At 36.1% G+C, this 13,021-nt stretch carries 10 protein-coding genes and 1 pseudogene; 3 read left to right on the forward strand and 8 right to left on the reverse strand.

The annotated features are described in order from the left end of the window. A partial coding sequence (locus G625_RS23565; protein WP_044933457.1) for a flagellin occupies positions 1-174 on the forward strand: 174 nt, incomplete at its 5' end. A gap of 424 nt (positions 175-598) precedes the next feature. Here G625_RS23565 and G625_RS0117405 read toward each other — a convergent pair. Together G625_RS0117405 and G625_RS0117410 are read right to left on the reverse strand one after the other, a co-directional pair. Next, positions 599-2,659 carry a LicD family protein gene (locus G625_RS0117405; protein ID WP_029202112.1) on the reverse strand — a complete coding sequence of 687 codons (2,061 nt, stop codon included), beginning with the start codon at positions 2,657-2,659 and terminating at the stop codon, positions 599-601. A 67-nt stretch (positions 2,660-2,726) separates the two neighbouring features. Beyond that, positions 2,727-4,790 carry a LicD family protein gene (locus G625_RS0117410; RefSeq protein ID WP_198014939.1) on the reverse strand — a complete coding sequence of 688 codons (2,064 nt, stop codon included), beginning with the start codon at positions 4,788-4,790 and terminating at the stop codon, positions 2,727-2,729. Between the two features lie 162 nt (positions 4,791-4,952). Between G625_RS0117410 and G625_RS0117415 the strand changes: the two genes are divergently transcribed. Next, positions 4,953-6,122 (forward strand): hypothetical protein, encoded by a 1,170-nt coding sequence (locus G625_RS0117415; RefSeq protein ID WP_029202114.1) that lies wholly within the window; start codon positions 4,953-4,955, stop codon positions 6,120-6,122. On the opposite strand, the gene G625_RS0117420 is transcribed toward G625_RS0117415, so the two are convergent. The 6 genes from G625_RS0117420 to G625_RS20770 form a co-directional block, all read right to left on the reverse strand. Beyond that, positions 6,114-6,776, reverse strand: coding sequence for a glycosyltransferase family protein (locus G625_RS0117420; RefSeq protein WP_029202115.1), 663 nt, complete (start codon positions 6,774-6,776; stop codon positions 6,114-6,116). The two genes, G625_RS0117415 and G625_RS0117420, sit on opposite strands and share 9 nt — an antisense overlap. Before the next feature lie 69 nt (positions 6,777-6,845). After that, complete coding sequence (locus G625_RS0117425) at positions 6,846-7,394, reverse strand: hypothetical protein (RefSeq protein WP_029202116.1); 549 nt, start codon at positions 7,392-7,394, stop codon at positions 6,846-6,848. Then, complete coding sequence (locus G625_RS0117430) at positions 7,391-8,587, reverse strand: glycosyltransferase family protein (RefSeq protein WP_029202117.1); 1,197 nt, start codon at positions 8,585-8,587, stop codon at positions 7,391-7,393. The genes G625_RS0117425 and G625_RS0117430 overlap by 4 nt, the downstream gene beginning before the upstream one ends. A 44-nt stretch (positions 8,588-8,631) precedes the next feature. Next, entirely contained in the window at positions 8,632-9,783 is a 1,152-nt protein-coding gene (locus G625_RS0117435; RefSeq protein ID WP_029202118.1) for a glycosyltransferase family protein, read from the reverse strand. A 15-nt stretch (positions 9,784-9,798) separates the two neighbouring features. Further along, entirely contained in the window at positions 9,799-11,007 is a 1,209-nt protein-coding gene (locus G625_RS0117440) for a CgeB family protein (protein ID WP_029202119.1), read from the reverse strand. A 283-nt stretch (positions 11,008-11,290) separates the two neighbouring features. After that, complete coding sequence (locus tag G625_RS20770) at positions 11,291-12,481, reverse strand: glycosyltransferase family protein (protein WP_044933463.1); 1,191 nt, start codon at positions 12,479-12,481, stop codon at positions 11,291-11,293. Positions 12,482-12,781: 300 nt separating this feature from the next. Between G625_RS20770 and G625_RS0117455 the strand changes: the two are divergent. Next, positions 12,782-13,021, forward strand: a pseudogene (locus tag G625_RS0117455) (hypothetical protein); the annotation flags it as partial.

The following is a 13,021-nucleotide window of genomic DNA, read 5'->3' on the forward strand; positions in this document are numbered from 1 at the left end:
AACCTCAAGGTTGCTAATGAGAACACAACAGCTGCTGAGTCCAGAATCCGTGACACAGATATGGCTAAGGAGATTTCAGCTTACACCAAGAACAACATCCTTAACCAGGCTGCACAGTCCATGCTTGCACAGGCAAATCAGTCACCTCAGGGTGTACTTTCACTCCTTGGATAATTACAAAAAATTTAAAAGATGTTTTTATGAGAGAAGAGCTTTGGCTCTTCTCTTCTTTTGGATTATAAACAATAGGATAAAATTGGAATAAACGGGAATGCTTAAAGTGCAATCCCGTTTATTTATTCAAGGTTTGTATTCGATTATTTTGCAGCTGTGCTTTTTCATTCCGGCAGGGGCGTCTTTGTCATAGTTGATGCCTACCAAAAGAATCGAACTTCCAAAGTTTTCAAGAACTGAGGGGTGTTTCGTGATTGAGATTTTGTAGTTTATTATTTATTTGGTCTGTGAAATAATTAAAAGATTCAATCCCTGAATAAAACGATATGATTCTCATCGGTTTCCTCTTTGCTAAAAATGACTTAGATTAAATGCAGGTACAGATGCAGAGTCGTAATGATTAATTTTGCTTAAAAGAGCAGAATTATTGATCGTCAAAGTCCTTCAGGATCATTACCGGTTTTTTATTATAACTCAGGATATGGGCATAGGGACTTGGATTTCCTGCGTAAGCATCCACTTTATCAAGGTCAATATCTGAAATACTATCTGAAAAAGTACCCCATCCTTCCTTTTTGAAGCTCTGCACTATATTGATGAATCTGGAATAAAGCTTATTTCCATTGCGGCAGACAGGAGAGTTCAGAACCTCCTTCATATTGGAGGATATAAGCCAGATTATATTGAGCCGGTCGGACGCTTCTTTTAAAAGCTCTAAAGAAGAACGGATCTTCTCTAAGGATTTATCTCCATAAACAGCTACAGGAGCCACATCGGAATAATAAAGAAGAGTCTTTTTATCTTTAGGTGAAAGAGAATTCTCATTATTTTCTTTCATGTACTCTTCAACAATTATCTTATTATCCCAATAGGTCTCGTCCGTGTCACCTTCAGAAAACTCGACCAGCGCTTTTATATATTCTTCCTTTAGTCTTTCTGTAGGGAGATATATCTTATCAGCATGCAGCACTACCGGAGTTTTTGCTGTAAAGTTCAGTCCATAAGCAGACTTTGTGTCATTTGAATTAAATTCTTTGATGTTATACATTGGAACATATATCAGTTCATCTGTATATTTCAAAAGTTCACTGCTATAGAATGCATGATGTACACTCATAGCAGGATTGATGTCATCATAGGGACATTGAACATAAATACGTTTTGGATGACGTTTGTTTAAATCGTAATCATTATATAAGGTTATGGGAATCTCATAGCCCTCAGTTTCATAATGAGTCTTAAGAACATCACCATTTATAGCTGTATCGAAGTAAGATATTGGAATAACATATACATCTGTATCAGTTTTTTCCTTCTCTTTATTCCAAAAGTACGAGAAGTTTTTCCAATGCTTAGGCCCAAGAGTAAGGAATACAACCTCTTCCTTTTTGCAAGCGGTGCCAGCAAGACCAAAGTTAAGCTTCAGGGCATCTACCTGAGCTTGTAATCCGCCGTATAATCCTGGGTTTGCCGCGATCATGGCTTCTATTTTTTGTATTTTATCTACTATTGCTTCAGTCTGAAGTCTCTTTTCTTCGCGGAGGCGACTCCCTAAGGACAATTCCTGCTTATTCCATTTATAGTCCCAGGATTTCCATCCGTATTTTTCTGTAAGCACCTTTTCCTGTTTTGCGTAACATGGATAAGCATGGGCTCCTCCGTTACGATTAACCTTCATGTAATCTCCGTAATGAGCTTTGAGTATCGGGTCGAAAGCTACAGGAATAGGAATTGTAGTATTTTCAAAGGGGACTCGCATCATCTGGTCACAATACTTCTTATCCCAAAAGCATGAGTGGTGTTCAATCCACACGGCCATAAAGCAAACCTTGCTGGCATCTTTACGTTTAACTTCAGTTATGGAAGCTTCAGCGAGTTTACGCAGCTGCTTGTGTACCGGCTTACTGTAGTCGATCTTTACATTACACATTTTTTCGATAGAAGAAATCAGCTCTTTACATTCATCATTCAGATTTACCTGAGCCATATTGGCTACCTGCATATACATATCGGCACGAAGACGACGTTCCTCCTCCAGCTCCGGGTCTTCATACATATAGTCAAGTACAAATATATCCAGCCCGGCTGAATAAGGGAATCCATGAAAGTATTCCATGAATTCATCGTCGAAACGAATGCGGTTTGTATTGACAATGCGTGCATATGCTTCAATCCAATCATCGGTTTCCCGCCAGTTAAGGATAGAGTAGTATTCGGGAAGCTCATGCATATGCTTCAGGAACAGCTCATAGTCCTCTCGCAGCATGCATATATCGAGATCATCATCCCAGGGGATGAAGCCTCCATGACGCACAGCACCTATCAGAGTACCGCAATCACCATAATATTTAATATTATATTTTTGACAAAGAGCATCTACATCTTCGAGAACCTGAAGCTGAGCTGCCCAACAGCGCTTCATCATGCTTGTTACAAAGAAGCCCTCACGAACTTCGTCTTCAAAATAATTATCGGGAAAATTCATATTGTCTGGTATCCTTTTATGATTTCAATGATTTCTTATAGTTTTGAATATTGACTTTATATCGGGACTATTCATCATAGTTTTTCAAAATCATTACAGGCTTTTTATTATTACTAAGGTGATGAGCATAAGGGCTTGGATTTCCGACATAAGCATCCACATTATCAAGATCGATATTTGAAATATCATCGGAAAAAGTACCCCAATTCTCTTTTTTGAAGTTCTGAATAATATAGATAAGTCCGGAATAAAGCTTATTTCCTCCATGACAATCCGGGGAATTCAGAACCTCCTTCATATTGGGAGATATAAGCCAGATTATATTAAGCCGGTCGGATGCTTCTTTTAATAGTTTCAAAGAAGAACGGATCTTCTCTAAAGATTTATCTCCATAAATAGCTACAGGAGCCACATCGGAATAATAAAGAAGGGTTTTTTTGTTTTTGTTTGAAAGTAAACCATCTTCTTTAATATAATCAGCCACAATGATTTTTTGATCCCAATAGACTTTATCGGTATCTCCCTTCGAAAAATCAACAAGAATCCTGATATATTCATCCTTCAGACCTGGCGTAGGGAGAAATATCTTATCCGAATTAAGCACTGCCGGTGTCTTGACTAAATAGTTTAATGTATAGTCGGACTTAATATCATGCAGATAATAATCCTTAATATCGTACATTGGTACGTATATGAGTTCATCTGTGTATTTCAGGAGGTTATCGCTATAAAAAACATCATGCACACGCATGGCAGGATTTATATTATCGAAAGGATACTGTATATATATACGATTTGGATGCCGCTTTGATATATCGTAGTCATTTAAAGAGGTTACAGGTATATTATATCCTTCGGTATTAAAATGAGTTCGAAGTATTTCGGTATTTATGGAGGTTTCATAATAGGGGATAGGTATTACAAAAACGCTCGTCTTGTTTTTTGAACTTTCTATGTTCCAAAAATAGGCAAAGTAATTCCATTGCCTGGGTCCAAGGGTTAAAAAGACTACTTCTTCATTATCAGATTCTCTGGCAGACAAAGGATCCGATAAGCTTGCCTTCAGGGAATCCAGTTGTTTTTGAAATTCACTATACAGGCTTGGGTTAGATTTGATCAGAGCCTCGATTTTTTCAATATTTATTTTAAGTTGTTCATTGTGTGATCTGATCTCTTCCTCAACCCGTTTCCGGAGTGTGAGCTTATCATTATTCCATTGACACTCCCATATTTTTTTTCCTAAGTTTTCGATTAAAACTTTTTCCTGGCGTGCGTAACAAGGATAGTCATGCAGACCGGCATTCCTGTTAACTTTCATATAATCACCATAATGGACTTTTAATATTTCGTCATAAGCAACAGGGACAGGAACAGTTGTATACTCAAAGGGGATGCGCATGATCTGATTGCTGAAGCTTTTGTTCCATACATGAGAATGATATTCAATCCACCAGCTCGTAAAACACACCTGTGCAGCGTCTTTTTCACTTACTTCCATCAAAGCTTTTTCTGCATAGTAATACAGTTGTTTTACAACGGACTCGTTGAAATCGATTTTTATGCCCAGCATGTTTTCGATGTCATTTATACATCCTGCCAGTTCTTTATCAATTGAACCTCTTTGATAAACAGTTTCAGCAGTATCCATAAGCATTTTAGCACGCTTCCTTCGTTCTTCCTCCTTGTCAGCATCCGTATACAAATAATCAATCACAAAAATGTCTATACCAGTCGAGTATGGAAATCCATGATATTTTTCCAAAAAGTCCTTATCAAGGCAAATACGGGTTGAATTAACTATACGAGAAAAAGCATTTGTCCAATCTTCCCTTGTACGCCAGCTTAATAAGGTATAGTTTTCCGGAAGTTCATGTGCATGATCCAGCAGCTTATTATAATCATCTCTCAGTAAAGAAATATCCAGATCATCATCCCAGGGAATAAATCCTCCATGACGGATCGCACCTAACAAAGTGCCACAATCACAGTAATATTTAATGTTATATTTCTGACATAGATCATCAATGTCTTCAAGGATCTGTAATTGTGCGCCCCAGTAGCGCTTCATCATGCCTGTCACAAGGAAGCCTTCACGGACTTCGTCTTCAAAATAATCTTCAGGAAATATCATATTGATTATCATCCTCTCCATATAAAGAAAGCTGCCGATTTCCATATAATATTTTATATCGCTTAAAACATGTGGATTTATAAGGGACTTAAGCTGTATAATCAAACTGGTTTGAAAGTACGGAATCCTTTGAGAAAATAATAGAGGTGGACCAGTAAAAATATGAAGTATAGTGTTGCATGTTGCCTTTTAACACATAATCATCCTGATATTGTAAAAGAAATTCTTGACAGATGTCTGGATATATATTCAGATCACGGAGTGGATATTTGTATTTATGATGATAGTGGAGATTGCTCTACAAAGGAGTTAATAGCTGATTATATCTCGGATGGTGCGTTAAATTTATATTATGTGGATATATGTAATGCAATAAATGGTGACCATAAGTTATATTTATTGCTGCAAGGCTACGGACTGCCCAAGGAATATGACTATATCTGGCCCTGCAAGGACAGAATATGTTTTGGTGCTTCTTATATGGACAGACTATGTGCTTCTATTGATGAAGGACATGATGTGGTTATTGGTTACAATGAGAACACCAGATGGGATGTTGGAGTTAAGGTTTTGCAGAACATTTATACAGACCCTGTAGAGTTTTACAGACTGTATGCAGCTGCTTCTACGGACTGGGAGTGCCTCATAAGGCGAAGAGAAACGATGCTTGCGCCAATAGAATGGGAAAAATACGAAAAAAAATATGGTGTAGGTGCTGAGTGCAATTTTAATCAATCCATAACATTATTTGTCAGGCTATCTGAGATGAATGCATGTTCAATAAAGATATGTCGATATTTATATGATGAGAGGTTTATATCAAGAAATGACAAGTCTAGCTGGGGCAATATCATGTTCCAACTTTGGATAGACAAATGGGTGTCTGCTAATTATTCGCTTCCTTCAATTTATGACAGATACAAGGCAGAAGCGATAAAAGCAGAAACGAATTTAACGGCACTTTTTGGATCTGTTGAAAATTTTATTCATTATAAAGAAGCCGGACTATTTGATATTGAAGTATTTAAAAGATATAGGGATATATGGGAGTACATAACGGAAATACCTCCGGAATACCTTCTGATGATCGCAAATGGTGATTATTCCACAGCCATAAATGCAACAATTAATGATTTTGAAAAGTGTTTTTTAATACATGATTTTCGTAAAGCATGGTGGATAGTCACATCAAATTCTTTTTTTAAAACTGTGTACAATGAAAGGACATATGGATTATTAGTAATGTATTTTAACAAATACCGAAATGATATGATGCAATATGGTATATCATCTGTTTTTGATGGGGTAAATTCTATTCAGGATTTAAGATGACATATATTCTTTGATAAATATTTTACGGTAGTGATTGTAATTATAAAGATTTAAGATATTGCCATCATCATGAAGACACCATGGTTGATGCTGCGGGGGAACAACAATGTTATATCCTCGTTCTCTGAATTCCATGCTCTGAGAAAGGTCATAGAAATCCCAGCCATCAAATAAATCTTCTCTCCATGGAATATCAACGCAAGTAGCCATGAGATGACCATCGATTACAGAAACGATTCCTAAGGTTTCAGGTGTTTCATAGAGTTCGGAAATATAGGGCTTTTCCATTAACTCTCTTGTAAATATCCCTCCAATACGAGGAGAAGCCCACATGATGGCGGAATCATTGATTTTTGGGGCACCGACCATGCCAACCATCCCAATATGCACATTATAATTAAATATATTGAGAAGATTGATAAGGAAATATTTATTCACGATAAATACATCCTGGTGCAGATAAATCTTAAATTTTGCATCTGAAGTCTTCATAGCTTCGTTATATCCTGATGTAATTGATTTTGCATCTTTGATTGTCAAAATATCAATTGTGAACCCATCAGGTATGATTAGGTTGCTGATATACAGCAGACATTCTTCCAGATAAAAATCGTCATTGTAACATATTATAAAACAGAATTGATGGTTATTCATATTGATCCTCAGAATGTAGATTGCAGTAACTATTGATTTTAATGATTCTAATTAATATGCTGCTGTTTTTCAGACTCTTTTAGCCAGCTCCAGATATAAAGACGAATGATCATACTTTTGCCTTATTAAACAATCCTTTGCAAGAATGATATATATCTGTTTCTCCATACCCAGTATATTTGTCGGGTCATCAAAGGCAGCATTGATTATAAAAGGTGAAATGGAAGCAAGGAAATCATAGGCTTGTTTTTTAAAGACATCAGGCAGATCAAAGAGCAGTCGTCTAAGCATAAGAGTTGTTTTATTATATTTTTCCAACAGCTCGTCATAAGTATAAACATCATTCCAAAACAAAGAGAAATCATGAGTTCTCTCATTCAATAAAGCATATTTAATTTGATTGATTTTTAAAAGCTCCGATGTTAACAGCTGATCTTCAAGTTTTGAATTTAAATCGAAGTATTCGTTTAGAAATAATTCAAAATCTTCTAGGCTATGGTTAGAAATACTGTCATTTATATGGCTTTTATATTTTTTTATGTAACCAAGGTAATAGTCTTTATTTGTTTCTAAAGATTCACAACTACTGATAAAATGGTTTAAGTTTATTTTAGTCATGAATTATATTTCCTCCGTCCCATAAGCAGTTCAACAATTTCACGGATTCTTGCATCGGTTCCATCCTGATCCAGGGCATGATAATAACCGTTCAGTGCTATTATTTCTGCCTCATCCGGATTACTGAGAAGCCATTGGATATCCTTGACGGCTTTTTCAATATTGTCAAGTTCAAATAGTATAATGTCTGTTCCGTCCACATAATTTTCTTTAAGATATGTTGAGGAATCTGACACGCATACAGCTCCGTTTAGCATACCCCCAAAAGGTTTTTCACTGCTCCCTTTCTTGAACCAGGGCATAATACTCAGATCTATCTTGGCGTTTCCTATGAGATTATGGCATTCCAATGGTGAAACTCTTTCATGAATACGGATATTATCTGAGAAAGGATTTGAGTCATCCTCCCAGCCTCCTCCATAAATATCAACTTTGATGCCTGCATCATCAAGTGCATGCATGATCAAAAGCTTATATTCTCTTCTTACAATGTCCTCAATTTGTCTTGACACCTTATCTTTAATAAATAAACTGTAAAGCATTGAGTCATCTGCTTTAATTCCGGCTGCATCCAGATACATCTCTACCGCTTCTTCTGCCGTGAGGCTTGGATTACTATGGATAAACTTTATAGCATTACGATACATTTCAATTCCATCATCAGGTAAAGAACGCACTGGTAAAAGCGTTTTATATTCGGTCTGACAGTTTCCACAGTAAAGAACATCTATAGTCCTGTCTGAAAAAGACTTTATTTTATTACAGACCTTTACTCCGCTATCAGGAAGGAATATAGTTTCGTTAACCTTCGGATAAAATCTCTGTATAAATTCTACGTGGTTTTCATCGAGACATATTACATGTAGATTATTAATAGGATTTTCAAGAATAGCATAATAATTACGAGGGTGATCCAAAAGAAAGGTATACACCGGGATATCATGAGATTCCCATACATTTTGATTATTGTCGTATGTAAAGGGAATTCCACAGCAATTGTAGCATAACAGGATACAATTCTTATTTTCAATAATGATATCTAATTCATTATCTAAACCTTCACAAGTATCTATATTTACAACCTTAACATAGATATCCGGTAATTTCTTTAAAGAATTGACCCATTGATCAGTGAAAAAATTAATTAAACCGTTATTCTCTTCCGACATTGTTGTGACAATTATATTGGTCATCTTTTTACTCCTGAGTGAAAAAAATAAAGTTCCGTACAATTTGATTAAGTGTTGCCACCATGTACCGTATTGATTATTTTATAAATTCTATCTATGTATGTGAAATCCTTCCGGACTTTTTCTGTTCCCGATGTTTGGATTTTTAATCTTAAATCATCATGCTTCAAATAAAAATCTGCTTTAGCCACAGCGTCTTCGATGGAATCATAAAGTACAAGTTCCTTGCTGTTTTCAAAATAATAAGAAAGCTCTTCTGTATATCCTGATAATAGAAAACCACCTGAGCTCATGATGTCAAGAGCCCTTTGGGGGATTGCTGACCATACAGCCCTGAATGGTGGATTTAGATTGATCTTTGACATTCTGAAAAAAAGAGGCATTTCCTTGTAATAATCCATTTTGGGGAGAACGGTTAGCTTCGTCATCATATTTCTTTCGGATTCAGTTATAGAAGCGGTCACAAGAGCAGTGCTGAATCTGTTACTCATTATCGAAAGAAGGGACAATCGATCCATATATGTAATATATGAGGCCAAGGAATATGAGAGCTGCTCAGGTGAGAGATTAAAGCCGGTGGTTTTGTTTATGGACTCGAGTTCGGAATTCTGATACTTTAAAAGCTCCAGGATGAAATAGCTTCCATAAATCTTACGTTGTGATGTTATGATACCATCAAGAAAGCCTGATTGATATTCATCAAGCTTTTTTTTAATTGCAGGAAATGTAGATCTGTATAGATTTCCCAGAAGAGATACGTCGTATTTATAGCCGTTATTAGAAAATTCCGGTGCATCAAAATCCGTTGCCAAAGGAAGATAATAAACAGTTTCCAATCCTTCTTCCTTATATTTTAAATATTCTCCATGATCAAATATAAAATTATAATTTGACGGATTATCCATAGTTTCAAGTGAGGGAAGATTCATTGGTGTATCATATGTCCATGAAACATACCTAAGGTTGTTTTTATAGCAGATTGAAGAAACAATGGGACTATAGTTAACAGTGAAAATAAAATCATAATGATTTGATCTTATATCGGTTTGAATCAAACCTTCCAGCTTATCATCATGATATATGTCTTCCGGTGTAAAGTAATCTCTTTCGTTGACTTTATAGCCGGATAATTCAAAAGCTTTTTTGATACTTTTTATTGTATAATGTTTAAATATATTACATACTAAAATACTTTTCATAAATGTATTCTTCTTTTAATGAGCAAATTCCTTAATGATCTCAATTATCTCAGTTACTCTTACGTCAAATGTATGCTGTTCCTGTATCTTTCTGTGTGCATTCCTTGCGATTTCAATACGTTCATTTTCATTAACCAGGTAATAATCAATTTTATCAAGGAGATCTTTTCTGCTTTCATAATAAACAAAATCTTCTCCCGGGACAAAGTGGTATGCAAGATCATGCTGGAAGTTAGACATCAGGAAACCGCCGGAACCTAAAATATCATAAACTCTGAGAGGTATCGCGTTCTGTATACTGCGAAGGGTAATGTTCAGGTTTATTTTGCTTAATTTAAACACAAGGGGCATTTCTGTAAAGTAACTTGCGGGACCCATGTTTTGTACACCCTTTGGCGAGAATGAGTTATTTTGCTTATATGTATACAACTTCAACGGATGATGATCACCTATAAGTGTTAGAAGCTCCTTCCGTTCAATAATGGTTATCTGCCTGTTTATTATGTAATTGGCATAAAGATATTCCAATGTCTCAATACTGTCAGGATAGGGATAAATGTTGCTGGCTTCCTGTATCTTTTGAGTGATTTCGGGAGTCAGACATTCTTCTACAAAATTCACACCGTCTACCTGAAGCTGACTTTTGATTATCCCGTCTATATACCCAAGAGTGTAGGGGTCAAGTTTTGGAGCAATTTCCTCGTAGTATTGTTTTCGCTCAGTATAAAGTGAACCCACGAAGGAAATGTCGGCGGAATATTTCTTTTTATCAGCTTTGGTCGGCATAATAGAATCCAGCCTTTTAGTGGATGCTGCAAGCGGAAGATAACGAACATTTTTTATGCCGCCCTCCATAAATTCCATGTATTGTTTAGAGTCAAACATCAATACAATATTACATGGATTTTTCATGTTGTAATTGTACAGGAAGATTTCGGGATTATCATAAATCCAGGAAACATAGGTGATGCCTTCTTTATTGCAAACCTTTGAAATGACAGGCAGAAAGTTAAATGAAAAAACAAAATCAGGTTGGTAGTTTCTCAGATCATTTAAAAATCGTTCTTCAAAATCCAGATCTTTTCTCACCTTGTCATGGTCATATTTGTAGTCATACTTAATAAGCTCCAAAGGTTTGCCATTGGAATCTCTGTATGATTCAAATGCTTCAAGCATATCCATATTTGCAAAGAAAGTTGTAATATTCAGATGAAGGACTTTCATGATGATCTCCTTAAGTGAAATCTGTTAATCGTCTGAGTCAGACCTGAAAGTATTATTGGTATGTATATCAGGTGTTTCATTTTTGACATAGCTCATCTATATCTTCAAGGATTTGAAGTTGTGCTGCCCATAAGCGTTTCATCATGCCGGTAACATAGAACCCTTCACGGACTTCGTCTTTAAAATAATCTTCTGGAAATATCATAATAATTTATATCTTTCTTTTTCGGGGATATTGAATATGTTTTTATATATAGAGCATTAACAAACATTTTTGTAAGTATCATTCTTCGGAATCAGACTTGAATGCATTAACTGCGTTTAAAATACTTTTTATGATCTGATTCCAGGTATATTTCTCATGAACTATAGCGATGCCCTTTAAAATACAAAGCTTTGCCTTTAAGGGATCGGTTAAAAGATCTTCAATTATTTCAGGAATCATATTAAGTTTATTCAGTTCATAATAATAAATTGAACTTCGGTCAATAAACATTTCTTTCAAGTAATTGCTGGAATCTGTCAAGGGTATAGAATGACGAAGCAGTGTGTTGAACACACGGTCGTGGGTACCGTCTTTGTACCAGGGCATGACATTAAGATTGATCTTTGCATCCGCCATGATATCAAGGGAATCGGCAAACGGAACTCGTTCTGAGATATGGTGAAAATGTGGATGATTATACTGAGGGTAGTTTTCCCATCCGCGACCCAAAACCCAGAGATCCCTGCCGGAATTAAGGACTGAATCTATAACCTTTTCTCTATAGTACATTCTGATATACCAGTCGGCTTCTTCTCCGGATTCCATGACAGACAGTCTTGTGAGATCGTCAGCATTATAATCTGCACAGGATAAAATCCTGTCAATTGCAGCAGGGAAAGAGAAAGAAGTATTCGCTTTCATAAATTCCATTGTGTCAAACAGGATTTTCTGGACTGCACCTGAATACTTTTCCCGGATGGTTCTTATATAACTTTCCGGTTTGTAGTAGGTGCCGGAAAACAGAATATCGTATTTCTTGTTTTCCCAGGAGGATGGCTCTTTGTCAGGAACTGTGGCTCCGTGAGGAAGAAAGTAGACATTGGGAATGGTGTCGGAACAAAAACGTTTGCACCAGGTAACATGCTCTATGTCACAGCAAAACCTGAGATAAGATTTTGGCAGAACTCTGTTATAATCCCCGAATCTGAAAGGCGGATCCATAAAAATTGAAATCACAGGAATGTTAAGCTCATTCCATAGCTCAACATAGGCAGGACCGATAGTCGGCATCTGGTCATAGCCTATAGCGGCGTCAACCGGCGCCTTTGTGAATTCATATAAGTCTCTGAGAGAATGTTCAGGTGTTTTATTGGCATCCCGCAGATCCAGGATGAACGTTTCGTGACCTGAATTATGCAGCTCTTTATTTATCTCATCCGTAAAATAATTAAAGGATTCTATTCCTGAGTAAAACAATATGATTCTCATATAAACTCCCATAGCAAAAATGCCTTGGACTTAATATAAACAGTCAGTATTTCTATAATATTTAATATCGTTTAAAGTCGGAGTATTTATAAGAGATGACTTCACAAATAGCCACACTGATACACGATAAGATAGACCTGTGACATTCCGCTTTAAAGTAAATATAGTCTGAATTTAGACGATATGAAAATGCTTCATGGTGTGTTAAGGTTTTTGGGATCAAAGATGCGCGTATGTTTTAAAATACTTAAATTGTGTATACATGTATAAAATGATAATATGAAAGCAAAGGAAATATAATTGGAAAAAGAAATTGATACAGAAAAAGACTTAGAATTAGACAACTTTCTGGATGATGAACCGAAAAGTAAATGGGCAGCTAAGGCTTCCGTTTTTACAAACCTCTTTAGTAAGGTAGAATATACATATCAACTATATAGAGCCTTACATCCCGAGGATGATAAGACGACCATAGATGAGATAACGCATATGACCATAGAGAGCCATATGCTGAACCAACAGTATAACGATCTCGGTTTT

The organism is Oribacterium sp. NK2B42 (assembly GCF_000424445.1).
Classification (GTDB): Bacteria; Bacillota; Clostridia; order Lachnospirales; family Lachnospiraceae; genus Oribacterium.

Excerpts from the sequence above, each read along its gene's own strand:
- G625_RS0117405 (WP_029202112.1), bottom strand. The coding sequence starts at position 2,659 with ATGAATTTTCCCGATAATTATTTTGAAGACGAAGTTCGTGAGGGCTTC.
- G625_RS0117410 (WP_198014939.1), bottom strand. The coding sequence starts at position 4,790 with ATGATATTTCCTGAAGATTATTTTGAAGACGAAGTCCGTGAAGGCTTC.
- G625_RS0117415 (WP_029202114.1), top strand. The coding sequence starts at position 4,953 with ATGAAGTATAGTGTTGCATGTTGCCTTTTAACACATAATCATCCTGAT.
- G625_RS0117420 (WP_029202115.1), bottom strand. The coding sequence starts at position 6,776 with ATGAATAACCATCAATTCTGTTTTATAATATGTTACAATGACGATTTT.
- G625_RS0117425 (WP_029202116.1), bottom strand. The coding sequence starts at position 7,394 with ATGACTAAAATAAACTTAAACCATTTTATCAGTAGTTGTGAATCTTTA.
- G625_RS0117430 (WP_029202117.1), bottom strand. The coding sequence starts at position 8,587 with ATGACCAATATAATTGTCACAACAATGTCGGAAGAGAATAACGGTTTA.
- G625_RS0117435 (WP_029202118.1), bottom strand. The coding sequence starts at position 9,783 with ATGAAAAGTATTTTAGTATGTAATATATTTAAACATTATACAATAAAA.
- G625_RS0117440 (WP_029202119.1), bottom strand. The coding sequence starts at position 11,007 with ATGAAAGTCCTTCATCTGAATATTACAACTTTCTTTGCAAATATGGAT.
- G625_RS20770 (WP_044933463.1), bottom strand. The coding sequence starts at position 12,481 with ATGAGAATCATATTGTTTTACTCAGGAATAGAATCCTTTAATTATTTT.